Source organism: Pantoea rodasii (genome assembly GCF_002095465.1).
In the GTDB taxonomy this organism is placed as follows: Bacteria; Pseudomonadota; Gammaproteobacteria; order Enterobacterales; family Enterobacteriaceae; genus Pantoea; species Pantoea rodasii.
On record NZ_MLFP01000004.1, the window covers coordinates 367,551 to 391,314 of the forward strand.

Here is a 23,764-nt window from a genome sequence, read left to right on the forward strand (position 1 = left end):
GATATTCCGGCCTAAGGCATTTGATGCAGAGGCAAGAGCATTGGCGAAATCCCCAACTGGAAATGTGACACGCAGTGATGTGGCAAAAGCCGCTGGCACCTCAGTGGCGGTGGTGAGCTACGTGATTAATAACGGTCCGCGCCCGGTGGCAGAAGCCACCCGCCAGCGCGTGCTGGAGGCGATCAAGCATACGGGCTATCGGCCAAATGCGGTGGCGCGTGCATTAGCTTCCGGCAGCACCAAAACCTTTGGTCTGGTGGTGCCGAATATCAGTAACCCGTTCGTGGCTTCCATGGCGCATGTGCTGCTGCAGGAGTCGCTGGATCACGGTCACGTCATGCTGCTGGGCGATGCCGGAGACGATCGTAAACGCGAGCTGGAGCTGATTCAGGGCCTGTTGAATCGTCAGGTCGATGGCCTGTTTTACAACAGCGTTGACCGCCATCCTTACATTGATGTGATTCAGGCCAGCGGAACCCCGTTTGTGATGCTGGATCGTGTGGAGCCGCGTCCCGGCGTCAGTATGTTGCGGGTGAACGAGCGCGAGGCATCACGACAGGTCACAGCGCATCTGCTCAGCCACGGTTATCAGCAAGTTGGCATGATCAGCGGTCCGCTGGAGATGCTCAACGCGCAGGATCGTATTGAAGGCTGGCGCGATGCCATGGCAGAACAAGGCCTGCAGGTCGATGAGGCGCTGATTTTCCCGGCCAGCTACACGCGGCAGGGCGGTTATGACGCTGCCAAACGTATGGTTGCCAGCGGACGCGTACCGCGCGCGCTGTTTACCAGTAATGAAGGCCAGGCGATTGGCTGCATCCGCGCGCTTTCTGAGCACGGTTTACGGGTACCGCAGGATGTCGCGCTGGTGTGTTTTAACGGAACCGATCAGTCCGCCTTCCACGTGCCCACGCTGACCACTGCACGCCAGCCATTGCGCGAAATGGCACGCAGCGCCATCGCCATGCTGAAAAATTGGGATGGCGAGGCAAAACTCGCGGAGTTTCCTCACCATCTTGAGATCGGTGAGTCCTGCGGTTGCCCGCTTATTCAACATAAATAAACCTATAAGACGATGAAAAGACTGATTATTGATTGTGATCCGGGGAATGGAATAGCGGGTGCGAACACCGATGACGGCCTGGCGCTGGCACTGGCGTTGGCGTCACCGTCGTTATCGGTTGAACTGATTACCACCGTGACGGGCAATACGCCGAGCGCGGTGGGCGCCCAGGTCGCCAAAGATTTACTCAAGCGATTGGGACTCAACATTCCGGTGGTGCAGGGCGCGTTGCAGGCGCTACGTGAAGATCCCGCCCCCTGGCGCGCGCGCCTGGATGGTGTCAAGGACGCGGCGTTGGGTGAGCTATGGCGAGGGGTGCGTAAACCGCAGCTGATTGCCGCGGATGGCAATGATGCCGCAGGCGTGATGGGCCAGTTGATTTGCGACAATCCCGGTGAGTTTACCCTGGTGGCCATTGGTCCGCTGACCAATGTGGCGCTGGCGCTGCAGCGTTATCCACAGATGGCCGAATCGGTAGCAGAGATTGTGATCATGGGCGGGGTCTTCGCGCTGGATGATTACATTAAGGATACCAACTTTGGTCTTGATCCCGAGGCTGCGCATCAAGTGCTGCATAGCGGCGCGACCATTACGCTGGTGCCGATGGATGCCACCACGCAGACGTTGATGACCCATCAGGATCTTAATCGTCTTACCGCTAACGATCATCCGTTGCCGCAGTTTGTGCGCGAAACGCTGCGCCCGTGGATTGACTACTCGATTCGGACTCGTCATTTGCCGGGCTGCTGGATCCATGATGCGCTGGTGATCGCCTGGTTGCTGAATCAGCGCGTGGCCGATGGCGTAGATTACTTTGTTGATATCGAACTGCGTGCAGGAGCCACACGCGGCAAGAGCTGGCGCTACCGTTCGCCACTGCGTTTGGACATTGGCGTGCCGGAGCATTCCGGGGCGCTGGTGCATGTGATGCACAGCGTTAACAATCCGCTGCTGCTGGAGATGATTGAGAAGGCGTTTAATCAGCTACAACGCTGATTGCCGATGACTGCGTGCGGCGTATGTTGTCGCACCGGTTGTTCTGCAATGCCGCTTTTATCCTGGCCTGACACATTGCACTGTTGCCCTGCAGTGCAATGACATGCTTCCTTACACCGCGAATCACTCCCTGACAATTCCCCGCCGCCGCCCACCTTTCTGACATGCTATATACAAATAGTTAACACAATAATAACCAGCGAAATCATTCGCCGGATAACGTTCCAATAAATTCTGGTCAATGAACCGGAAGCTAATCAGACAGGATACCCCTATGTTCAACTGGACTGCGACCCAGCGAAACGTGGCATTTGCCAGTTTCGCCAGCTGGACGCTGGATGCGTTCGACTTCTTTATTCTGGTGTTTGTACTCAGCGATCTTGCCCAGTATTTCAACACCAGCGTCTCCGATATTTCCATTGCCATCATGCTCACGCTGGCGGTGCGACCGATTGGTGCATTGATCTTTGGTCGTCTGGCCGAAAAATATGGTCGACGTCCGATTTTAATGCTCAATATTGTGATGTTCTCGCTGTTTGAACTGCTCTCGGCGTGGTCACCGACCTTCACGGCGTTCCTCGCTTTCCGCGTGATTTACGGCGTGGCGATGGGCGGTATCTGGGGTGTTGCCTCGTCTTTGGCACTGGAAACCATCCCGGATCGCTCGCGCGGTCTGATGTCCGGCATCTTCCAGGCGGGTTATCCGTGTGGCTATCTGTTGGCATCCATTGTGTTTGGGTTGTTTTTCTCGGCGATTGGCTGGCGAGGCATGTTCTTAATTGGCGCACTGCCGATTCTGCTGCTGCCGTTTATTTATTTCAAAGTGCCAGAGTCACCGGTTTGGCTGGCGGCGCGTGAGCGCAAAGAGAGCACTGCACTCTTACCGATTATTCGCCAACACTGGAAAATTTGTATTTATATGGTGTTGCTGATGGCGTGCTTTAACTTCTTCAGTCATGGCACACAGGATCTCTATCCCACCTTCCTGAAAGTGCAACACCAGTTTGATCCGCATACGGTGAGCATTATCGCCATCAGCTATAACATTGCGGCGATGCTGGGCGGAATTACCTTTGGTGCGCTGTCAGAACGTATTGGCCGCAAAAAAGCCATTATGCTCGCGTCCTTCCTCGCGCTGCCGGTACTGCCGCTGTGGGCGTTTTCCAGCGGAACCTGGATGATTGGCATTGGCGCGTTTCTGATGCAGTTTATGGTGCAGGGCGCATGGGGTGTGGTACCGACTTATCTCACCGAGCTGGTGCCTTCCAATGCGCGCGCCGTGCTGCCCGGATTTGTATATCAATTAGGTAATCTGCTTGCCTCGGTCAATGCCACCTTGCAGTCACGCATTGCCGAGGCGCACGGCGGCAACTATGGCCTCGGAATGGCGATCGTTGCCGGCACGGTAGCGGTGTTGATTTGCGTGTTTGTTGCCTTCGGACGAGAGACGCGCGGCATCGAGATATCCGGTGCGGTGGCGCGCGAACCGCGTTAGATCGCCTCGCAGACGTCGACCCATTTCGCCGCAGTCAATTCAGCCATACGCTGCGGCGAAATGCGCACGGCGCTGTGAATTGAGCCCGCAGCGGGCAGGACTTCATCAAAATTGCGCAGCGTCACATCGCAATAGACGGTCAGCGGATTTTCTAACCCGAACGGGCAGACGCCGCCTACCGGATGCCCGGTCCAGTTCACCACCTCATCGACACTTAACATGCGTGCCTTGGCGCCGAGCGCGGCTTTCAGCTTACGGTTGTCGAGGCGGGCATCTCCGCGCGTGACGATCAGCACAATCGCGTCTTTCACTTTCAGCGACAGGGTTTTGGCGATTTGTCCCGGCGCCACGCCATGTACGCGTGCGGCCAGTTCAACAGTGGCGGTGCTCTCCGGCATCTCGATGATGTCGATATCCGGTGCATGTTCGGCAAAGAAGTGCCGTACCGACTCCAGGCTCATTTTTTTCTCCGGTAAAAACAGAGCCTAAAAGCTGCCACAAGGGCGGAAAAGTGTAAACGGGATAAAAAGAGAATCTGTAACAGAATGCGCGCAGGTTAAACCACTTTTAACGTGCAGTTACCGCAGCGTTCAACATCCGGGATGCGATAGCGCTGGCAGCAGCTGCGGCGTTCCATCTTGCCATTACGCGGGATCATGGTGCGGTAGAGTGGATTATCACTGCCATCCAGCAGCGTTTGGCTATAGAACAGCGCCAGTTCCAGTTGCGATACCACCGGCTCTGCTAACTGGTTTTTTAATTCGCCCAGGAACCAGTAAAACGAGAATCCCATGTTGTTCCAGATGAGCCTGGCATTGATATCACCGTGCTGCGCCATGCCGTTGACGGCGGGGATCAGGCATTGCTGAATCAGGCGATCAATTCGCTGTTGTGCGCCGAGGTAACGCGCTTCGTCATCTTCCTGCACATCAATCCAGAACGCGCAAGGATGGCCGTTCTCATGGAACTCGACGTGAATCAGATGCGGGGCGCATTTCAGCGCGCGCGGTTCCTGCAATAGCGCCAGCATCAACGGCGGTAACAGTAAGCCAAAATACCATTGCGCCCACAGTGATTGCAGTGGCTTGGCTTCCGGCTGGACATCGGTGTGGTTACGATAGAGATAATCGCTGTAGCGTTGCGTCAGACGGCGATAGTGTACAGGTGTAGACCAATCTGCCAGCGTTAACGTGCCTGCTGGCGCGGCCTGGCCGAGTTTGACGTTGTCCAGCATATAACTGCGTTGCTCGCGCATCAGATCTTCCAGCGCGCTCGCTAAACTGCGGTCGCTCTGCATAAAGATCAGGGGATGTTCGCTGAAGCGATGATCCTGACGCGTGATGATCGGCATGCCGGTCCTGAGTGTAAACGGGAATCGTGAGGCAAATGATAATCGTTACCGACAATACGTACAAGATGCCATCAACATGGCATCAGATAAGGTCGTTCGAAACCTGGGTCAGCTTAGGCAAATCTTCCCATGCGAGGATGGTGTTACGTCCCTGATTTTTCGCCACATACAGGGCGCGGTCCGCGTTAGACACGGCCTGGTCAAAGTCATCGGCGAAAATGGGCGCAATGCCGGCACTGATGGTGACGTGAGTGGAAACCTTTTCATTAAAGCGATGCGGGATTTCTAAATCCACCACGTACTGACGAATGCGCTCGGCCAGCTTCATGGCGATCGACGCGTTAACGTTGGTCATCAGCACCAGAAACTCCTCGCCACCATAGCGCGTCACCACATCGCGGGAACGCACCGCATCACGAATTGCCACTGAGACTCGTGCCAGCGCCTGATCGCCCATCGCGTGACCGTAATTGTCGTTATAGGCTTTGAAGTGATCGATATCCAGCAGCAGCACATAATGACTGCCCGCATGGTTTTCCAGGATGGTATCGAGGCGATTCTTCAGTCCGCGACGGTTATATAAACCGGTGAGCGGATCCAGCATGCTTAAATCGCTGAAACTCTCTTTTTCTTCATACAACTGGCTCACCAGGCGACGGGTGAACGTATCAAAACGGCGGCGCATTAAATGGTGTAGTGAAAAACCGATTAATGGCAGGGTTATCGTGAAGATAATCATCATTAAATGCTGACCATCATCTAATAACAGCACGGTTAATACGGGCGGCGTAATGTGCAAACAAAATGCGATCAAATAATCACTTAGCGCAATGGCACTGACAAAAAATACGCTTAACAGGCTGATGATAAGAAAACTGCCGTCAAAATAAAAAACCTGATGATACCTGTGGTTAATATGCCACGCCCACAGCGCACCTAATATCAATGCGACAGGATTTAATAGCGGTAATTTCTGTTTTGGCACCACTAAGCAAACGGTGAGCAACGTCAGGCTGAAAGCGGCGACAATCCCCACGGGCAGCGAGCTTACCGGGCTATCTGTGCCTAAAAAAGGCAACAGGCAAAAAAGCGAAACGGCGACATTTAAAAACAAAAAGAGCATCAGCGAAAGCCGATATTTGCTGTGTTTCAACTCATCATAAGATTGTAATTTCATTATTATTACTCGTGACAGCCCTGATATATCAAAGCGCTACCCGAGGGAAATATTCCCGAAAATTGGATAGTGAGCACGTTATAGTCGTGTTATCGAAAGAGTTATCGGCGGCAATTTAGCATTTTCCAGTAAATCTGTCATCTGGCGTGACTTATATTAAAAAATTCGCTGCAAGATGAGAAATATTGTCATATGATAATACGAATATTTATCATTTGAGGGTTGCGCGATGATCATGGCGATGTTGGCTGCCTGTGGCTTATGGGGCGTGAGCTGGATAATGGGTAAACGTCTGGACAGCGGCTGGGGGGGTATTACTGCCCTGTGCGGCATTGCCGATTTTCGCGCTGTGGGAACCAAGTTTCAGCCAGTGGCGAGTGGTGATGATCGTTGCGCTGTTAATGACCGTGGTGATGCTGTTCCATCATCGCCTGCGGCACTATTTATTGCTGCCTTCTTGCCTGGCATTAGCGGGTGGTGCGGCGGCGGTCACCGTAAACTTCCACATTATCTGATGCCGTTCCCGGACGGCAGAAATGACAAAATCACGCTTAGCGCGTGATATTTTTTTCTGACTTTTTTGGGATGTACTGCCAGAAAAGTAAGACAACGTGGTGCGAAGGGAGGGACTTGAACCCTCACGTCCGTAAGAACACTAACACCTGAAGCTAGCGCGTCTACCAATTCCGCCACCATCGCATTGTGTTGTCTTTTTTTGTTTATACCATCGCATTGGTGCGAAGGGAGGGACTTGAACCCTCACGTCCGTAAGAACACTAACACCTGAAGCTAGCGCGTCTACCAATTCCGCCACCATCGCTCAGTGCTATGATATAAACTTTGTGATTATTGGTGCGAGGGGAGGGACTTGAACCCTCACGTCCGTTAGGACACTAACACCTGAAGCTAGCGCGTCTACCAATTCCGCCACCGTCGCGTACCATGCAACACCCTAAGTATTGCTAACCACGGAGGCGCATTCTAGAGATTTTACTCTTTGCGTCAATACATATTTCACGACGATGAAACGATTGCTGCAAAAAACAACATTTTCACCGTCATGAAGATCAAAATGCGTTATTTACGCGTTTTGGCGCCGCGACCGTACACCGCACGATACACCTTGAAGCGTCCAGTCTGTGCCAGCACTTCGTGGTTGCCGAAGGTTTCGTCCAGAATCTGCGGATAAGGCAGGAAGGCGTTGGCGACAATGCGCAGTTCACCCCCGCTGTTCAGATGCTTCAGCGCTCCGCGGATCAGCGTATTGGCTGCATCGAGGCTGGTTTGCAGGCCATCGTGGAACGGCGGGTTGGAGATGATCATATCGAAACGGCCGGTGACATCCGAGAAGACGTTACTGGCAAACACTTCACCTTCCAGTTCGTTAGCGGCCAGCGTCAGTTTACTGGCTTCGATGGCTGCGGCATGCACATCACACAGCCACAAACGAATGCGCGGGGAGATCTGCGCCATCACGGTGGCGAGCACGCCGCTACCGCAACCGATATCCAGCACTTTGCCACGGAAGTGCGGCGTCAGCGTAGAGAGCAGCAGGTCACTGCCGATATCTAATCCATCGCGGCTAAACACACCCGGCAGGGTATGAATGGTGAGATGTTCGATCATGTAAGTGTTGCCATAGCCGCTGGCATCAAAGGTCGGCTGTGTATCCAGTCGGCCGTGATAGAGACCACAGCGGCGCGCGCTGTCGACTTTTTCCAGCTTCGCCCACGCTTCCAGCATGCCTTCAGCACTGCGTACACCGGCACGGTTTTCACCGACCACGAAAATATCGCAGCCAGCCGGCATCAGTGACAGCAGATTCTGCAGCTGGAACTGTGCTTCCGGTTTGTTCTTCGACCAGAAGTAAACCAGCGTATCGCAGCCTTCAACATCAGCGGCAGTGGCCACCATGCTGTAAACCGCACGTTCACCGAGGCGACGGCTCAGGTTCTGCCAATGATGATATTGCTGGGTATGCACGCGTGTAGACGCGGTTTCCAGCTGGGCGGGCAGGTCATCCTGCAGGTCGCCAGCAAACAAAACATTGCGGGCGGTAAATTCATCACTGTGGCGCAGAATGACTTCGCTGGCCGGGGTAAAAGCAGACATGGAACGCTCCTGTTAAATCAGAGCGGGGATTATAGTGCTTTGTTGGCGCATGTTCGATGGGTTTGCTAGCATAGCGTCGCATTCTGGCAGCATAACGGGTAATAGCATGAGCACAAGGCGCGACTGGCTTCTACAGCAAATGGGGATTACGCAGTACCAATTGCGGCGTCCGCGCGTGCTGCAGGGCGAAATTGCGGTGACGCTGGCACCGGATACGCGTCTGGTGATGGTGGCGGAACATGCACCCGCGCTACAGGAACCTTTGATTCGCGATGTCCTGCGTGCCCTGAATATTCAGCCTTCGCAGGTGATGACGCTGACGCCGGAACAGCTACCGATGCTGCCCGAGCAGGTGGATTGTGCCGGTTGGTTATTGGGCGTCGAAAGTGAATACTCCTTTAACGGCATCACGTTTTCCACTGCCGTTTTCAATGAATTAATCAGCAGCGGCGCCGCCAAACGCGCCCTGTGGCAACAGATGTGTAACCATGACAGCCATCTCTTTAGTCACCCCTGAAGACCAGCCGCAGCTGCTGGCCATTGAACGTCGCAGCCACGCGTTTCCGTGGAGCGAGCAAACCTTTGCCAGTAATCAGGGCGAACGTTTTATGAATTATCGTCTGGAAGCCGAAGGTAAACTGGCGGGATTCGCCATTACGCAGGTAGTGCTGGATGAAGCCTCACTGTTCAACATTGCGGTCGATCCCGATTTCCAGCGCCGCGGTTATGCGCGCCAGCTGCTGCAACATTTGATTGTCGAGCTGGAAAAGCGCGATGTGATGACGCTGTGGCTGGAAGTGCGAGCCTCGAATCATCCGGCGATTGCGCTGTACGAACAGCTCGATTTTCATCAGGTCAGCGTACGACCCAACTACTATCCCACCGCCAACGGCCGTGAAGATGCCATTATCATGGCGCTAACACTGTAAAAAGGGACACTATGTTAAACGATTGGGACTGCATCCTGTTTGATGCGGATGACACGCTTTTTCATTTTGACGCCTATGCCGGTTTACAGCGCATGTTTGCCAGCTATGACGTTCATTTTAACGATCAGGATTACGCCGATTATCAGGCGATCAACAAACCGCTGTGGGTCGATTATCAAAACGGCACCATTTCGGCGTTGCAGCTGCAAACGCGTCGTTTCACCTTGTGGGGCGAGAAACTTAGCGTAGCGCCTGAAGTGCTGAACAGCGATTTTCTCAGCGCGATGGCGGAGATTTGCTTGCCACTCGAGGGCGCAGCCGCATTGCTTAACACGCTGAAAGGAAAAGTGAAGATCGCCATCATCACTAACGGTTTTACCGCTTTGCAGCAGGCGCGTCTGGAACGTACCGGATTCCGCGAGTTCTTTGATGAGCTGGTGATTTCAGAGCAGGTCGGCGTACCGAAGCCGGATGTGGCGATTTTCGACCACACGCTGCAATTGCTCGGCAACCCGGATCGCAGCCGGGTGTTGATGGTCGGTGATACGCCAGAATCAGATATTCTGGGCGGTATGAACGCGGGAGTGAAAACCTGCTGGATTGATCACGGCACGCGTCCGTTGCCGGAACACATCACGCCAACCTGGCAGGTGAAGACGCTGGCTGAGCTGCAAGTATTGCTGACAGAACGCTAACAGTATCTATTCACCGTTAACGTTGTGATGAATCGAAGAAGCCCGCTGTGCGGGCTTTTTTTATTGGAAAATCTCTTCACGAATCTATTCACGAATCTATTCATGTATCTATTCACGAGTACGTTATCAGTGATCTTTCTCTTTTTCTGGCGTTACGTTACTGGCCACTTCTTCTTCCTCGCGTTCCTTATCTTCTTTCACCGCGCGACTGGCGGTGAGCAGGAAAGGTGATTGCTGCCAGCGGGTGCGGCGGTCGCGCAGCAGGGTGCGGGTCAGGATGATGCCAATCGCCAGCGCCAGCAGCATCATCAAACGCAGAATGTTGGTGGTGTTATCCACCTGGCGAGATTCGGTGACCAGCACGTGGGTATCCAGCGTAACGCGCAGGAAACCTTGCGGCCCCTCTTTGCCTTCCAGCGGCTGCACGATTTGATGGTTGAAGTAACTGCCGGCGCGTTTGCCATCCAGCGCCAGACGATCGCGCACGTTAATGCTTTCGCCGCTGTGCGCCACCAGACTGCCGTCGTCGGCATACACTGAGGCATCGAGAATGCGGCTGTTGTCGGTCATCTGATTAAGGATGGCTTCGATTTGCGTGCGATTGTCGTCGCTGTTATCCATCAACGGTTTCAGGCTAAACGCCACCTGACGCGTCAGCGTATGCGCCAGTTCTTCCACTTGCTCAGAGCGGGCCATTTGATGGCCGAGACTGAACCAGGATGCCCCTTGCATCAGCACCACTAACAGGGCCAGCGAGATAAGAACGATCACCGTGCGATGCAGGCGAAATTTCAGTGCGGTTTTAACCATCAGAAACCCGTGTGACGTAACAGCAGAAAGGCTGGCAATTATGTTGCCAGAACCCGCGCAGACAAGGTAGCCTCTTGCGTGGTTTTGTTGTCCCTACAGGAGCTGTAATGCCAAATCGACTTACCTGGTGCGATCTGCCCGCCGATGTTTCACTTTGGCCGGGTCTACCCCTTTCTCTCAGCGGTGATGAAGTGATGCCGCTGGATTACCGTGCCGGTCGAACTGGCTGGTTGCTGTATGGGCGCGGACTCGATAAACAAAAACTCACCGATTACCAGCATCTGCTGGGTGCGGCGATGGTGATCGTCAGCGCCTGGAATGTCGATGAGTATCAGGTGATTCGTCTGGCGGGTTCGCTGACGCCGCGTGCTGCCAAACTGGCGCATGACGCGGGCTTTGACGTCGCGCCACTCGGCAAAATCCCACACCTGAAAACCCCAGGGCTGCTGGTGATGGACATGGATTCCACCGCGATTGAGATCGAATGCATCGACGAGATCGCCAAACTGGCGGGCTGTGGTGAGCAGGTATCTGAAGTCACCGAACGCGCAATGCGCGGCGAGTTGGACTTCAAAGCCAGCCTGCGCGAACGCGTGGGGAAACTGGCGGGTGCGGATGCCAACATCCTTAAGCAGGTGCGTGATACGCTGCCATTAATGCCGGGTTTGACCACGCTGGTGCAGAAACTGCAGGCGCTGGGCTGGCAAGTGGCGATTGCTTCCGGTGGATTCACCTACTATGCCGATTATCTGCGTCAGACGCTGCACCTGACGGCGGCGGTGGCCAACGAACTGGAAATGCGTGATGGCAAACTGACTGGCGAAGTGCTGGGACAGATTGTCGATGCTCAATTTAAAGCCGATACCCTGAAAAGCCTTGCCGAACGTTATGAGATTGCGCCTGAGCAAACCGTGGCGATTGGCGACGGTGCCAACGATCTGCCGATGATCAAAGCGGCGGGATTGGGTATCGCCTACCATGCTAAACCGAAAGTGAATGAGCAGGCGTCGATTATTATCCGCCACGCCGATTTGATGGGGGTGTTCTGCATCCTGAGCGGCAGCCTGATTCACGAAGAGCGTTAACAGAGGATTTGATTTGGCCAAAGCGGCAAAACGCGCCTTCGTTTGTAACGAATGCGGCGCAGATTATCCACGCTGGCAGGGGCAATGTAGCGCCTGCAACGCGTGGAACACCATCACCGAGGTGCGGATTGCCGCCTCGCCTGCGGCTGCGCGCAACGAGCGTTTAAGCGGTTATGCCGGTAGCGCCGGACCCAGCCGGGTGCAGAAGCTGTCAGAAATCAGCCTGGAAGCCGTGCCGCGCTTCTCCACCAGTTTCAAAGAGTTTGACCGTGTGCTGGGCGGCGGTGTGGTGCCGGGCAGCGCGATTCTCATCGGCGGTAACCCGGGTGCCGGTAAATCGACGCTGCTGCTACAGGTGATGTGTAAGCTGGCCGAAGGGATGAAAACCCTGTACGTCACGGGCGAAGAATCACTGCAACAGGTGGCGATGCGCGCCCATCGTCTGGGATTGCCCACGGAAAACCTGAATATGTTGTCGGAAACCAGCATCGAGCAGATCTGTCTGATCGCCGAGCAGGAGCAGCCGAAACTGATGGTGATCGACTCGATCCAGGTGATGCACATGGCGGATATCCAATCTTCGCCCGGCAGCGTCGCGCAGGTGCGTGAAACCGCTGCTTACCTGACGCGTTTCGCCAAAACGCGCGGTGTGGCGATTGTGATGGTCGGCCACGTGACTAAAGACGGCTCGCTGGCGGGTCCGAAAGTGCTGGAACACTGTATCGACTGTTCGGTGATGCTGGATGGCGATGCCGATTCGCGCTTCCGCACGCTGCGCAGCCATAAAAACCGCTTCGGTGCGGTGAATGAATTAGGCGTGTTTGCCATGACCGAACAGGGCATGCGTGAAATCAGCAACCCGTCAGCCATTTTTCTGTCACGTGGTGATGAAGTCACCGCCGGCAGTTCAGTGATGGTGGTGTGGGAGGGTTCGCGTCCGCTGTTGGTGGAGATTCAGGCGCTGGTAGATCACTCGATGATGGGCAATCCGCGTCGTGTCGCCGTGGGTCTGGAGCAGAACCGTCTGGCGATTCTGCTGGCAGTATTGCATCGTCACGGCGGCTTGCAGATGGCGGATCAGGATGTGTTCGTCAACGTGGTCGGTGGCGTGAAAGTCACCGAGACCAGTGCCGATCTGGCATTGTTGCTGGCGATGGTGTCGAGTTTGCGTAACCGCCCACTGCCGCAGGATCTGGTGATCTTCGGCGAAGTGGGTCTGGCGGGCGAGATTCGTCCGGTGCCGAGTGGTCAGGAGCGTATTTCCGAAGCCGCCAAACACGGTTTTAAGCGGGCGATTGTGCCGGCGGGCAATGCACCAAAGAAAGCGATCGAAGGCATGAAAGTGTACAGCGCGAAAAAGCTGTCAGATGCATTGGCGATTTTTGACGAGTTGTAATCTCGCCCGGACGTTTTATTTTAGCAATGGCCCACAATAAGCACTTATCCGGCGCGGCGCGATGTATCGCGCGTGCCGGAAAGCGACCATTTTGCTGGCAGATGCGCAATACATTGCGCCGCTACAGCCGATGCAGGAGGCACTAAATGTCATCGTTCGACTACCTGAAAACTGCCATACGCCAGCAGGGTCATACGCTGCAGCAGGTCGCAGATGCCAGCGGGATGACCAAAGGCTACTTAAGCCAGCTGCTGAATGCCAAAATCAAAAGCCCGAGCGCGCAGAAGCTGGAAGCGCTGCACCGTTTTCTTGGGCTGGAATTCCCGCGCCGCGACAAAACTGTCGGCGTGGTGTTCGGTAAGTTTTATCCGCTGCACACCGGCCACATCTATTTGATTCAGCGTGCCTGTAGCCAGGTGGATGAGCTGCACATCATCATGGGACACGACGATCCGCGCGATCGTGAACTGTTTGAAAACAGCGCGATGTCGCAGCAGCCGACCATCAGCGATCGTTTACGCTGGCTGTTACAGACCTTCAAATACCAGAAGAACATCCGCATCCACTCGTTTGATGAAGAGGGAATCGAGCCTTATCCGCACGGCTGGGATGTGTGGAGCGCGGGGGTAAAGAAATTTCTCGCCGAGCAGGGCATCGAACCGGACTGCATCTACACCAGCGAAGAACCCGATGCCGCCATGTATCAACAGCATCTCGGCATTCCAACGGTGGTGATCGATCCCAACCGGTCGTTTATGAGCATCAGCGGCGGGCAGATCCGCCAAGATCCGTTCCGCTACTGGGAATACATTCCGACTGAAGTGAAGCCGTTTTTCGTGCGCACCGTGGCGATCCTCGGCGGTGAATCGAGTGGGAAGTCGACGCTGGTGAACAAGCTGGCGAATATCTTCAATACCACCAGTGCGTGGGAATATGGCCGCGATTATGTCTTCTCGCATCTCGGTGGCGATGAGATGGCGCTGCAGTATTCCGATTACGACAAGATCGCGTTGGGTCAGGCACAGTACATTGATTTCGCGGTGAAATATGCCAGCAAAGTGGCGTTTATCGATACCGACTTTGTTACCACGCAGGCGTTCTGCCTTAAGTATGAGGGGCGCGAGCATCCGTTCGTGCAGGCGCTGATCGATGAGTACCGTTTCGATCTGGTAATCCTGCTGGAGAATAATGTGCCATGGGTGGCCGATGGCTTACGCAGCCTCGGCAGTTCGATGGATCGCCGCGAGTTTCAGTCAATGCTGGTGACCATGCTGCGTGAAAACAACATTGAGTTCGTGCACGTGAAAGAGGATGACTACGATGCGCGCTTCCTGCGCTGTGTCGAGCTGGTGAAGCAGATGCTCGGAGCCTAAACGCTTCAGCCACAAAAAAGGCGCCTATCGGCGCCTTTTTCACAGCATAACAATTACTTCGTCATACGCTTGTACTTGATACGCTTTGGCTCCAGCGCATCTGCGCCGAGGGTGCGTTTCTTGTAGTCTTCGTACTCGGTAAAGTTACCTTCGAAGAACTCCACCTTACCTTCATCCTGATAATCGATGATGTGGGTGGCGATACGGTCGAGGAACCAACGGTCATGCGAGATCACCATGGCACAGCCTGGGAATTCCAGCAGGGCGTTTTCCAGCGCGCGCAGGGTTTCGATGTCGAGGTCGTTGGTGGGTTCATCGAGCAGCAACAGGTTGCCGCCAACCTGCAGCAGTTTCGCGAGGTGCAGACGACCACGCTCACCACCGGACAGCTCGCCAACGCGTTTGCCCTGATCGGTGCCTTTGAAGTTGAAGCGACCGACATACGCACGGCTTGGCATCTCAGTGTTACCGACGCGCATAATGTCCTGACCGCCAGACACTTCTTCAAACACGGTTTTAGAGTTGTCCATCGCATCACGGAACTGATCCACAGAGGCCAGCTTGACGGTTTCGCCCAGCTCGATGGTACCGGAATCCGGCTGCTCCTGGCCTGACATCATACGGAACAGAGTCGATTTACCCGCGCCGTTCGGACCGATGATGCCGACAATCGCGCCCTTTGGTACCGCGAAGGTCAGATCGTCGATCAACACGCGATCGCCATACGATTTGCTCAGGTTGGTGACTTCCAACACTTTGTCACCGAGGCGTGCGCCTGGTGGAATGAACAATTCGTTGGTTTCGTTACGCTTTTGGTAATCGGTATTGTTCAGCTCTTCAAAGCGTGCCAGACGGGCTTTGCCCTTAGACTGACGGCCTTTCGCGCCCTGACGTACCCACTCCAGCTCTTTCTCAATCGACTTACGACGCGCCGCTTCAGAAGAAGCTTCCTGCGCCAGACGCTGATCTTTCTGCTCCAGCCAGGAAGAGTAGTTACCTTCCCATGGAATACCTTCACCACGGTCCAGCTCCAGAATCCAGCCGGCAACGTTATCGAGGAAGTAACGGTCGTGCGTAATCGCCACAACAGTCCCTTCGAAGTCGTGCAGGAAGCGTTCCAGCCAGGCTACCGATTCGGCATCCAGGTGGTTAGTTGGTTCGTCGAGCAGCAGCATGTCTGGCTTTTCCAGCAGCAGACGGCACAGCGCGACGCGGCGGCGTTCACCACCGGACAGGGTCTCGATTTTGGCATCCCAGTCTGGCAGACGCATGGCATCGGCAGCACGGTTCAGCTGCGTATCGAGGTTGTGACCGTCGTGTGCCTGGATCACTTCTTCCAGACGGCCCTGCTCGGCGGCCAGCTTATCGAAATCGGCATCGGGATCGGCATACAGTGCGTACACTTCGTCGAGACGTTTCAGCGCGCCAACCACTTCAAATACCGCTTCTTCCACAGATTCACGCACGGTGTGCTCTGGGTTCAGTTTCGGTTCCTGTGGCAGATAGCCGACTTTAATGCCCGGCTGTGGGCGTGCTTCCCCTTCGATATCGGTATCAATGCCGGCCATGATGCGCAGCAAAGTGGATTTACCGGAACCGTTCAGACCGAGCACGCCGATTTTGGCGCCAGGGAAGAAGCTAAGAGAAATATTTTTCAGGATGTGACGCTTCGGCGGAACGACTTTGCCGACGCGATGCATGCTATAGACGAATTGAGCCACGTTGTATTGAGCCTCTTGGTCAGTGAGTGGTGAACGTCAGATGCTGAAGTTTAGCCGTTTTCACCCTGCAATCACAGCCACACGGCGTTGAATCTTCTGAAGCCGGGCTCACAACCCGATAACTGATTGATTCTCACTCAACTGCCGGACTATGCTGCCTTTTTGCCTGAAAACGGGAGGGTTCGATGAGAGTGCTAATTGCGGCCGATGAACATGCCTGGGGCGGATTGATTCCTTCAATTCGTCAGACGTTACCCGATGTGGAGTTTGTCGCCTCTGCGGGCCATGCGGCGGAAAGCCTGGCGGGATTTGATGCGCTGATCCCCGGCATGTGCCGTGTGGATGCGCGACTGATTGCCACCGCCGATCGCCTGAAGCTGGTACAGCAGGCAGGCGTGGGGCTGGAAGGTGTCGATCTCGATGCGGCAAAAAAGCCGGCATTATGGTGGCGAATGTTCCCTCCGACCATTCAGGCAATGCGGATTCGGTTGCCGAGTTGGGTATCTGGATGATGATTGGCCTGGCGCGGCGTCAGCACGAGATCGCGGATTGCCTGGCGCAGCAGAAACTTGGCCAGCCCATTGGATTGGGATTGATGGGTAAAACGGTGGGGCTGGTAGGATTGGGTGGCATCGGCAAAGCGCTAGCCAAGCGCCTTGCACCTTTTGGCATGCGCATGATTGGCGTGAAACGTGAGGCGGATGAGGCTTTTGCGCGTCAGCATCAGCTCGACTGGCTGGGAACCATGGCGCAACTGCCGGAGCTGTTGCAGCAGGCCGATTTTGTGGTGCTTAGCCTGCCGGACAATACTGAAACGCATAACATCATCGACGCCAATGCGTTGGTGCAGATGAAGCAGGATAGCTATCTGATTAACCTTGGACGCGGTGGGTTGATTGAGAAGCAGGCCTTTCTGGCGGCGCTGGAAAGCAAAAAACTGGCGGGCGCCGGGCTGGATGTGTTCTGGCAGGAGCCACCCGATCCACAGGATCCGGTGTTCAGCTATAACGTGATTGCCACACCGCACATTGGCGGCGTGACCGACATTTCACTGGCGGGCAATATCAAAGGGATTTGCGATAACCTGCGCCGTCTGCGTGATGGCGAAGCGGTTATCGATCGCTGGGCCTAAGCGTTACGGCAGGCGCAGCGGGATATTTTGTTGCGCCAGCCAATCCTTCAGCGCCGCATCAGGCGCACTGTCACTCACCAGCATGTCAAAATGTCGCAGCTCGCCAATGCGGGCGGGCAGCACTTTGCCATATTTGCTGCTGTCGGCCACCAAAACCCGCGTGCGTGCTCGCAGCATGGCGTGGTGTTTCATCGCTAATTCATTGATGTTATAGCACGTTGCACCTTGCTCCTGGTCGATGCCCGCCGCCGAGATAAAGGCCAGCGTGGGACACAGGTCGTCAAGAATCGAATGCGCGCCAATCGGCGTGAACAACGCGTTATCGGCATGAAATTCGCCACCGCTGAGGATCACATTGCAGGCTGGTTTCTCTTTCAACGCCAGAAAGGTGTTCATGGCGCAGCAAATCGCGGTAAACGTCAGCGTGTCGGGAATCGCGTCCACGATATAAGGCAGGGTGGTGCCGCAGTCAAAAAACACCGTATCGTTTTCGTTAATCAGGCTGGCTGCAGCCTGCGCCAAACGCTGTTTGCGTGCGGCATTTTGCCCATGCTGATCGGAGACGAAATAGTGCCCGGCATGGCTTTTCGGATCGCTAACAATATAGCCACCCAACAGCACCACGCTGGAGGCCGGTTCGGTGAGATCGCGGCGAATCGTCATTTCTGAGACGCCCAATAGTTGCGCCGCATCTTTCAGGTGCAGTTTATCGGTGCGCTTCAGTGCTTGCGCCAGCTTGTGAATGCGTTCGTCGCGCCGGGTTTCCATGAGCATCTCTGTGTAATGAGTATCCTGAAGGTGAAAGGTTTTCGGCCGTGAAGGCAGTATGAGTACAACCGACAAATCTCTCTGAATTTAATGATTTGCGACGCATCCAGCAGGCAATTTTTCAATATTACCTGTAATGAGATCGCCCCGCAAACTTCCCATAGCGGGATAAAAGCGTCAACTACGCTGATGTTGTTTTGTTAGAATAATAACATCTTCGCATGCGGAATCACCGCAAAAATGGTTTTAATTCCCGGCTCAGGATGTGAAATTTGTCACATCACTCTCTGTATTTACCTGCTAGTGTGATTTTAATAACATTTTAAAGTTAAAAATTCACCGGGGAGTGAGCAATGGATATCGCGGTTATTGGGTCAAATATGGTCGACCTTATTACTTACACCAATCAGATGCCGAAAGCGGGCGAAACGCTGGAGGCGCCTGATTTCGCCATCGGTTGTGGCGGCAAAGGGGCGAATCAAGCGGTGGCCGCCGCGAAAATGGGCGGCAACGTGATGATGGTGAGCAAAGTCGGTGACGATCTGTTTGCGCCCAACACGGTGGCTAACCTCAAACAGCAGGGCGTCGATACTCAATTTGTTACCACCGCGCCGGGCACTTCCAGCGGCGTGGCGCCGATCTTCGTGGACGATCAGTCGCAGAACCGCATTCTGATCATCAAAGGTGCCAATCAACAGTTAAAACCCGCTGATATCGATGCCGCCGCTGAGGCACTAAAAGCCTGCCAACTGATCATCTTGCAACTCGAAATCCCACTGGAAACCGTCTATTACGCGATTGATTTTGCCCGTCAGCACGACATCAAAGTGATCCTCAATCCGGCACCGGCGGTGGCGAATCTGGATATTGATTATGCCTGCAAGTGCGACTTCTTTATGCCTAACGAAACCGAACTGGAGATCCTGACCGGCATGCCGGTCGGTACCGATGATGAGGTAAAACGGGCGGGCCAGACGCTGCTCAAGCGTGGCCTCAAAACCTGATTATCACCCTCGGCGCACGTGGTTCGCTGTGGATGACAGGCGACACGCTGCATCAGGTTGCACCCACATCAGTAAAAGCCGTCGATACCAGCGGTGCCGGTGATGCCTTTATTGGCTGCTTTGCCCACGCGCTGGTGAAAACCGGCGATATTCCAGCAGCGATGGCGCAAGCCTCGGCCTACGCTGCCTGCAGCGTGACCGGTCGCGGTACGCAGCGCTCCTATCCTGACGCGGAAACCTTCCAGCGTTTTCTCAACGTAAACTGAGGTCGAGCCATGCAACCGAACATTGTTCAGCAACCCGACGGCTATCTGAATAAAACGCCGCTGTTCCAGTTCATTTTGCTGTCGTGCCTGTTCCCGTTGTGGGGCTGCGCCGCGAGCCTGAACGACATCCTGATCACCCAGTTCAAAAGCGTGTTTGCGTTGAGCGACTTCGCCAGCGCGCTGGTGCAGAGCGCGTTCTACGGCGGTTACTTTTTGATTGCGATTCCGGCTTCGCTGGTGATCCGCAAAGCCACCTACAAGCTGGCGATCCTAATGGGGTTGGTGTTGTACATCGTGGGCTGCGTGCTGTTCTATCCTGCTTCGCACATGGCGACGTACACCATGTTCCTTGCGGCGATCTTTGCCATCGCCATTGGTCTCAGCTTCCTCGAAACCGCCGCGAATACCTATAGCTCAATGATTGGCCATCGCGATCACGCCACGCTGCGCCTCAATATCAGCCAGACGTTCTACCCGATCGGCGCGCTGATGGGCATCGTGTTGGGCAAATATCTGGTGTTCCAGGACGGTGAAAGTCTGCATACGCAGATGGCGACCATGAATGCCGAGCAGGCGCATGCCTTCCGCCTCAGCATGCTGGAACATACTCTTGAGCCGTACAAATATCTGGTAATGGTATTAGTGGTGGTGATGCTGCTGTTCCTGTTTACCCGTTATCCACGCTGCAAACCTGCGTCGAGTGAAAAGTCACTGCCATCGCTGGGCGAAACCTTCCGCTATCTGGCCGGTAATCGTCACTTTAAACGCGGTATCGTCGCGCAGTTCTTGTATGTCGGCATGCAGGTGGCGGTGTGGTCCTTCACCATTCGTCTGGCGCTGACGTTGGGTGCAGCAAACGAACGTCATGCCTCTAACTTTATGATTTACAGCTTTATCTGTTTCTTTATCGGTAAGTTTGTCGCCAACTTCCTGATGACGCGCTTCCGTGCAGAAAAAGTGCTGATTGCCTACTCGGTGCTCGGTGTGATCACCCTCGCGTGGGTGATGTTTGTGCCAAACTTTACCGCAGTGTACGCGGCAGTGTTTGTCAGCGTGCTGTTCGGACCCTGCTGGGCAACGATTTACGCGGGCACGCTGGCCACGGTGGATAACAAGTACACCGAAGTGGCAGGTGCGTTTATCGTCATGTCGATTGTTGGCGCGGCGTTTATCCCGGCGATTCAGGGCTTCGTCTCCGATCATCTGGGTTCGATGCAGCTGGCATTTGGTGTCTCGTTGCTGTGCTTCGCGTGGGTCGGCTTCTATTTCTGGGGCGAGCTGCGTCATAAAAATCAGGCGATGCAGGCTGGCCGTCTGGTTGAGGATATGTCATGAAAACCCGTTTACCGCTGCGTCGTGAACAGTTCCATGAAACGCCCAGCACGCTGCTGCAAAATGAGTATTTCCACGTCGAGCTGTTCCGCTATCCGGCGGGCGTGGAAGCGGTGCGTATCCGTAATCAGCGTGGCACGGTGATCGTGCTGCCGTTTTACGGTCAGATGGTGTGGGACGCGACCTTCGATGGCCATTCGCTGACCATGGGGCACAGTTTTAAACAGCCGCTGCTGGGCAGCTCGATTATTGATACCTACGGCTGTTTTGCCTTCCATTCCGGCCTGCTGGCGAACGGCTGTCCGGCGCCGGATGACGACCATCCGCTGCACGGTGAAATGGCCTGCGCGCGCATGGACAGCGCATGGATGGTGCTGGAGCAGGATCGCGTGTCGCTGGAAGGAGAAGCCGAATATGTGAAAGGCTTTGGCCATCACTATCTGGCCTCTCCAGCGGTGCGTTTGCACGCTAACACGCCGCGCCTGCACATCGAAATGAACATCACCAATCTGGCGGGCGCACCGATGCCGCTGCAGTACATGTGCCATCTGAACAGTGCCTGGCTGGGCAATGGGCGCTTTAAGCAGTCGATCCCACAGGATGCCTTCAAGCTGCGCACCTCGATCCCGGCGCATGTGAAACCGACGCCGCAGTGGAGCGCGTACACCGAACAGCTGGCGCGCGATCCGCAGGCATTGCAGCAGTTGGATCAGCCAGCGATGTGCGATCCGGAGATCGTGTTCTTTGCCGACGATCTGGCGCAGTACGGCAACGAAGTGCAGTTCGAACTGCATGCGCCGGAAGGCTATGCCTTAATGACGCGCTTCGACAGCCGACAGTTCCCTCACGCCACGCGCTGGCTGCTGCACAATCACGATCAGCAGGTGGCGGCTTACGTGCTGCCCTCAACTTGCCGGCCGGAAGGATTGAAGGCGGCGCAGCGTGCCGGCACGCTGATTGAGTTGATTCCCGGTGAGCAACGCCATTTCAGCGTGGAGACCGGCATTCTGTAAATACCGGCGGCCCTTGTGCCGCCTCGATTTCTACCGCTTCGCTATTCATAAAACTGTCACGCAATATCCTCGCTCATTCTATAAAGCCTAATGCCCTGTTGGACGATAACCCCTGCGACATTTGTCACATTTCTTTTCACCAGGGTTCAGATTTATGAAGCTCAACCAGTTTAAAATTGGCCAGCGTCTGGGGTTTCTCGCCACGCTGCTGCTGCTCGCTACGTTGTTGATGGGACTGCACGGACTGCAAGTCAATATGCAGGCGCTGGAAAACAATCAGGACGTGATGGCACGTGAAGTTTTGATTGCCGACAGCATCGACACCGCGCGCAGTGCGCAGGTGCAGTTCAAGATACAGGTACAGGAGTGGAAAAATACCCTGCTGCGCGGTACTCAAGGGCAGGAGCCTTCGATAAGTACAAAAAGGCGTTTTTAAAAGAGAGCCAGCAAACGCAGGCGCTGCTGAGCAAGTTGAGTCAGATACAAACTGCGCTGGGCTTACCTGTCGCACCGGTTGAACAGGCGCGCAACGTGCATGCCGGGCTGGAGAGCAAATATCTGGCGGCACTGGAAAACTACAGCATTAGTGATATCAACAGCGCAGCACGCGTTGATCGCCTGGTCACCGGCATTGACCGCGCCCCAACGCAGCAAATTGACGATCTGGTGGCCGCCACGCTGCAACGCGCGCAGCAGATGCATCAGGAAATCGAAGCCAATAACCTCGCGCATTACCAGAAAACCCGCACGCTGCTGCTGATCGCCATGGGCTGTATTTTGCTGGTGGGTATCTGCATTACCGCCTGGCTGATCCAGAGTATTACGCGTCCCCTCAAGCAAGCGATCAATGTGGCGAAAACTGTCGCTGCGGGCGACCTTCGCACCCAGATTGAGGTTTCAGGGCGTGATGAAACCGCACAGCTGATGGCGGCGCTGCGTGATATGAACCATAACCTTACGCGCATTGTCACGGGTGTGCGTTCCGGCACCGAAGCGATTGCCGATACCACCGACCACGTGGCGCACGGCAGCCGCGAACTGTCGGCGCGCAATGAGGCGCAGGCCAGCGCATTGGAAGAGACCGCCGCTTCAATGGAACAGCTGACGTCAGTGGTGAAAAACAATGCCGATAACGCACGCCATGCCAGCGATATCGCCCGTGATACCCGCCAGCGCGCCGGCGATGGGGTGAGGTAGTGGAAAAAGTGGTGGTGGCGATGGACGAAATTCATCAGTTCTCACGTGAGATCAACGAGATCGTCACGGTGATTGATGGCATCGCGTTCCAGACCAACATTTTGGCACTCAATGCCGCAGTTGAAGCGGCACGAGCCGGGAATGATGGCCGTGGCTTCGCGGTGGTGGCGTCGGAGGTGCGTGCGCTGGCACAGCGCTCGGCTTCAGCGGCACGCGACATCCGTGGCCTGACCGATCGTTCGGTGAGCTTGATTGCGCAGGGCAACACGCTGGTGAAAGGCGCGGGATCGTCGATGCAGGAGATCGTCGAAAGCGTGAAGCAGTTGTGTGAATTGATGGAGAACATCTCATCCGCCAGCGCGGAACAGAGCGTCGGCATTGAGCAGGTGAATCTGGCGGTAACCCATTTGGATGCCGCCACCCAGCAGAACGCCACGCTGTCGCAGCAGTCCGCTCAATCGGCACGCGCGCTGAATCAGCAGGTCGGCTCGCTGGTGGAGAATATCAGCGTGTTCCAGTTGGAGACGAAACCGGCTCAGTAACGTCGCGCAACAAACTACGCCGTTATACCGATAGGCACTGGCCTGTGGCGGCGCTATTTATAGCGTAAAGCTTGTTAGTTAGGGCGATATTTGCAAAGGCTGTCACTGTTAATAGTGGCAGCTTTTTTTCGTTTTGGTGGGCATTCCGGAGTGCGGGCCCGAGCGCCTCTGCTGCTGCCGGGCCGTCCTCGCGCCGCTGACGCGGTGCCTTCGTCTTCCACGTCGTGCCTACGGACCGTTCGGGTAAGGCCGTCCTGGCCCAACGTAAAAGCCTCAGCGCTGCGGATAGCCCTTGCAGCAGCAGAGG

At 55.2% G+C, this 23,764-nt stretch carries 20 protein-coding genes, 3 tRNA genes and 3 pseudogenes; 16 read left to right on the forward strand and 10 right to left on the reverse strand.

The annotated features are described in order from the left end of the window. Positions 1–40: 40 nt before the first annotated feature. The 3 genes from HA45_RS08160 to HA45_RS08170 all read left to right on the forward strand — a co-directional run bounded on the left by HA45_RS08160 (position 41) and on the right by HA45_RS08170 (position 3,554). Positions 41–1,063, forward strand: coding sequence for a LacI family DNA-binding transcriptional regulator (locus tag HA45_RS08160; RefSeq protein WP_100704498.1), 1,023 nt, complete (start codon positions 41–43; stop codon positions 1,061–1,063). Positions 1,064–1,075: 12 nt separating this feature from the next. After that, the gene (locus HA45_RS08165) at positions 1,076–2,059 is read left to right on the forward strand and encodes a nucleoside hydrolase (RefSeq protein ID WP_100704499.1); all 984 of its coding nucleotides are present in this window, start codon (positions 1,076–1,078) and stop codon (positions 2,057–2,059) included. A 241-nt stretch (positions 2,060–2,300) separates the two neighbouring features. Further along, on the forward strand, positions 2,301–3,554 hold the full coding sequence (locus HA45_RS08170) for an MFS transporter (protein WP_100704500.1): 1,254 nt from the start codon (positions 2,301–2,303) through the stop codon (positions 3,552–3,554). Here the strand turns inward: HA45_RS08170 and HA45_RS08175 are convergent. From HA45_RS08175 to HA45_RS08185, 3 genes are all read right to left on the reverse strand, one after another. Then, a complete protein-coding gene (locus HA45_RS08175; RefSeq protein ID WP_100704501.1) occupies positions 3,551–4,015 on the reverse strand; it encodes a YbaK/EbsC family protein in 465 nt (154 codons plus the stop codon). The two genes, HA45_RS08170 and HA45_RS08175, sit on opposite strands and share 4 nt — an antisense overlap. A 95-nt stretch (positions 4,016–4,110) precedes the next feature. Then, complete coding sequence (fhuF, locus tag HA45_RS08180) at positions 4,111–4,905, reverse strand: siderophore-iron reductase FhuF (protein WP_100704502.1); 795 nt, start codon at positions 4,903–4,905, stop codon at positions 4,111–4,113. Positions 4,906–4,987: 82 nt separating this feature from the next. Then, positions 4,988–6,082 carry a GGDEF domain-containing protein gene (locus HA45_RS08185; protein WP_100704503.1) on the reverse strand — a complete coding sequence of 365 codons (1,095 nt, stop codon included), beginning with the start codon at positions 6,080–6,082 and terminating at the stop codon, positions 4,988–4,990. 229 nt (positions 6,083–6,311) lie between these two features. Between HA45_RS08185 and HA45_RS08190 the strand changes: the two are divergent. Continuing rightward, positions 6,312–6,597, forward strand: a pseudogene (locus HA45_RS08190) (DUF1435 domain-containing protein). Positions 6,598–6,694: 97 nt separating this feature from the next. On the opposite strand, the gene HA45_RS08195 reads toward HA45_RS08190, so the two are convergent. The 4 genes from HA45_RS08195 to rsmC form a co-directional block, all read right to left on the reverse strand. Then, positions 6,695–6,781 (reverse strand) — tRNA-Leu (locus tag HA45_RS08195). A gap of 34 nt (positions 6,782–6,815) precedes the next feature. After that, positions 6,816–6,902, reverse strand: a tRNA-Leu gene (locus HA45_RS08200). 30 nt (positions 6,903–6,932) lie between these two features. Beyond that, positions 6,933–7,019, reverse strand: a tRNA-Leu gene (locus HA45_RS08205). Positions 7,020–7,159: 140 nt separating this feature from the next. Then, the gene (gene rsmC, locus HA45_RS08210) at positions 7,160–8,194 is read right to left on the reverse strand and encodes a 16S rRNA (guanine(1207)-N(2))-methyltransferase RsmC (protein WP_100704505.1); all 1,035 of its coding nucleotides are present in this window, start codon (positions 8,192–8,194) and stop codon (positions 7,160–7,162) included. 106 nt (positions 8,195–8,300) lie between these two features. Here rsmC and HA45_RS08215 point away from each other — a divergent pair, with 106 nt between their 5' ends. The 3 genes from HA45_RS08215 to yjjG are packed head-to-tail and all read left to right on the forward strand — an operon-like array spanning position 8,301 to position 9,818. After that, positions 8,301–8,711 (forward strand): DNA polymerase III subunit psi, encoded by a 411-nt coding sequence (locus HA45_RS08215; protein WP_100704506.1) that lies wholly within the window; start codon positions 8,301–8,303, stop codon positions 8,709–8,711. Further along, a complete protein-coding gene (rimI, locus tag HA45_RS08220; RefSeq protein ID WP_100704507.1) occupies positions 8,683–9,123 on the forward strand; it encodes a ribosomal protein S18-alanine N-acetyltransferase in 441 nt (146 codons plus the stop codon). The genes HA45_RS08215 and rimI overlap by 29 nt, the downstream gene beginning before the upstream one ends. A gap of 11 nt (positions 9,124–9,134) precedes the next feature. Then, complete coding sequence (gene yjjG, locus HA45_RS08225) at positions 9,135–9,818, forward strand: pyrimidine 5'-nucleotidase (protein WP_100704508.1); 684 nt, start codon at positions 9,135–9,137, stop codon at positions 9,816–9,818. A gap of 126 nt (positions 9,819–9,944) precedes the next feature. On the opposite strand, the gene HA45_RS08230 is transcribed toward yjjG, so the two are convergent. Beyond that, a complete protein-coding gene (locus HA45_RS08230) occupies positions 9,945–10,628 on the reverse strand; it encodes a YtjB family periplasmic protein (protein ID WP_100704509.1) in 684 nt (227 codons plus the stop codon). A gap of 107 nt (positions 10,629–10,735) precedes the next feature. Between HA45_RS08230 and serB the strand changes: the two genes are divergently transcribed. From serB to nadR, 3 genes are all read left to right on the forward strand, one after another. Then, positions 10,736–11,713, forward strand: coding sequence for a phosphoserine phosphatase (gene serB, locus HA45_RS08235; protein WP_100704510.1), 978 nt, complete (start codon positions 10,736–10,738; stop codon positions 11,711–11,713). Positions 11,714–11,726: 13 nt separating this feature from the next. Continuing rightward, the gene (gene radA, locus HA45_RS08240; protein ID WP_100704511.1) at positions 11,727–13,109 is read left to right on the forward strand and encodes a DNA repair protein RadA; all 1,383 of its coding nucleotides are present in this window, start codon (positions 11,727–11,729) and stop codon (positions 13,107–13,109) included. Between the two features lie 146 nt (positions 13,110–13,255). Further along, a complete protein-coding gene (gene nadR, locus HA45_RS08245; protein WP_100704512.1) occupies positions 13,256–14,482 on the forward strand; it encodes a multifunctional transcriptional regulator/nicotinamide-nucleotide adenylyltransferase/ribosylnicotinamide kinase NadR in 1,227 nt (408 codons plus the stop codon). Positions 14,483–14,535: 53 nt separating this feature from the next. Here nadR and ettA read toward each other — a convergent pair whose 3' ends face one another. Next, positions 14,536–16,203, reverse strand: a complete 1,668-nt coding sequence (gene ettA / locus HA45_RS08250; RefSeq protein ID WP_100704513.1) for an energy-dependent translational throttle protein EttA — start codon at positions 16,201–16,203, stop codon at positions 14,536–14,538. Between the two features lie 185 nt (positions 16,204–16,388). Here ettA and HA45_RS28050 point away from each other — a divergent pair, with 185 nt between their 5' ends. Together HA45_RS28050 and HA45_RS08255 are read left to right on the forward strand one after the other, a co-directional pair. Continuing rightward, a complete protein-coding gene (locus HA45_RS28050) occupies positions 16,389–16,715 on the forward strand; it encodes a Rossmann-fold NAD(P)-binding domain-containing protein (RefSeq protein WP_244563422.1) in 327 nt (108 codons plus the stop codon). Beyond that, positions 16,646–17,335, forward strand: coding sequence for an NAD(P)-dependent oxidoreductase (locus HA45_RS08255; protein WP_244563423.1), 690 nt, complete (start codon positions 16,646–16,648; stop codon positions 17,333–17,335). The genes HA45_RS28050 and HA45_RS08255 overlap by 70 nt, the downstream gene beginning before the upstream one ends. Before the next feature lie 3 nt (positions 17,336–17,338). Here the strand turns inward: HA45_RS08255 and deoR are convergent, their stop codons facing one another. After that, a complete protein-coding gene (gene deoR, locus HA45_RS08260) occupies positions 17,339–18,103 on the reverse strand; it encodes a DNA-binding transcriptional repressor DeoR (RefSeq protein WP_100704688.1) in 765 nt (254 codons plus the stop codon). 353 nt (positions 18,104–18,456) lie between these two features. Here deoR and rbsK point away from each other — a divergent pair. From rbsK to HA45_RS08280, 4 genes and pseudogenes are all read left to right on the forward strand, one after another. Beyond that, a pseudogene (rbsK, locus tag HA45_RS08265) lies at positions 18,457–19,373 on the forward strand (ribokinase). Between the two features lie 9 nt (positions 19,374–19,382). Further along, entirely contained in the window at positions 19,383–20,708 is a 1,326-nt protein-coding gene (gene fucP, locus HA45_RS08270) for an L-fucose:H+ symporter permease (RefSeq protein ID WP_100704516.1), read from the forward strand. Then, positions 20,705–21,718: an aldose 1-epimerase family protein gene (locus tag HA45_RS08275; protein ID WP_100704517.1), complete on the forward strand. Its 1,014-nt coding sequence runs from the start codon at positions 20,705–20,707 to the stop codon at positions 21,716–21,718. The genes fucP and HA45_RS08275 overlap by 4 nt, the downstream gene beginning before the upstream one ends. A 154-nt stretch (positions 21,719–21,872) precedes the next feature. Continuing rightward, a pseudogene (locus HA45_RS08280) lies at positions 21,873–23,457 on the forward strand (methyl-accepting chemotaxis protein). Positions 23,458–23,764 lie beyond the last annotated feature (307 nt).

What these genes read in the sequence shown, in the direction of transcription:
- HA45_RS08165 (WP_100704499.1), top strand. Translation starts at nt 1,076, where the DNA reads ATGAAAAGACTGATTATTGATTGTGATCCGGGGAATGGAATAGCGGGT.
- HA45_RS08170 (WP_100704500.1), top strand. Translation starts at nt 2,301, where the DNA reads ATGAACCGGAAGCTAATCAGACAGGATACCCCTATGTTCAACTGGACT.
- HA45_RS08175 (WP_100704501.1), bottom strand. Translation starts at nt 4,015, where the DNA reads ATGAGCCTGGAGTCGGTACGGCACTTCTTTGCCGAACATGCACCGGAT.
- fhuF (WP_100704502.1), bottom strand. Translation starts at nt 4,905, where the DNA reads ATGCCGATCATCACGCGTCAGGATCATCGCTTCAGCGAACATCCCCTG.
- HA45_RS08185 (WP_100704503.1), bottom strand. Translation starts at nt 6,082, where the DNA reads ATGAAATTACAATCTTATGATGAGTTGAAACACAGCAAATATCGGCTT.
- rsmC (WP_100704505.1), bottom strand. Translation starts at nt 8,194, where the DNA reads ATGTCTGCTTTTACCCCGGCCAGCGAAGTCATTCTGCGCCACAGTGAT.
- HA45_RS08215 (WP_100704506.1), top strand. Translation starts at nt 8,301, where the DNA reads ATGAGCACAAGGCGCGACTGGCTTCTACAGCAAATGGGGATTACGCAG.
- rimI (WP_100704507.1), top strand. Translation starts at nt 8,683, where the DNA reads ATGACAGCCATCTCTTTAGTCACCCCTGAAGACCAGCCGCAGCTGCTG.
- yjjG (WP_100704508.1), top strand. Translation starts at nt 9,135, where the DNA reads ATGTTAAACGATTGGGACTGCATCCTGTTTGATGCGGATGACACGCTT.
- HA45_RS08230 (WP_100704509.1), bottom strand. Translation starts at nt 10,628, where the DNA reads ATGGTTAAAACCGCACTGAAATTTCGCCTGCATCGCACGGTGATCGTT.
- serB (WP_100704510.1), top strand. Translation starts at nt 10,736, where the DNA reads ATGCCAAATCGACTTACCTGGTGCGATCTGCCCGCCGATGTTTCACTT.
- nadR (WP_100704512.1), top strand. Translation starts at nt 13,256, where the DNA reads ATGTCATCGTTCGACTACCTGAAAACTGCCATACGCCAGCAGGGTCAT.
- HA45_RS28050 (WP_244563422.1), top strand. Translation starts at nt 16,389, where the DNA reads ATGAGAGTGCTAATTGCGGCCGATGAACATGCCTGGGGCGGATTGATT.
- HA45_RS08255 (WP_244563423.1), top strand. Translation starts at nt 16,646, where the DNA reads ATGGTGGCGAATGTTCCCTCCGACCATTCAGGCAATGCGGATTCGGTT.
- deoR (WP_100704688.1), bottom strand. Translation starts at nt 18,103, where the DNA reads ATGGAAACCCGGCGCGACGAACGCATTCACAAGCTGGCGCAAGCACTG.
- fucP (WP_100704516.1), top strand. Translation starts at nt 19,383, where the DNA reads ATGCAACCGAACATTGTTCAGCAACCCGACGGCTATCTGAATAAAACG.
- HA45_RS08275 (WP_100704517.1), top strand. Translation starts at nt 20,705, where the DNA reads ATGAAAACCCGTTTACCGCTGCGTCGTGAACAGTTCCATGAAACGCCC.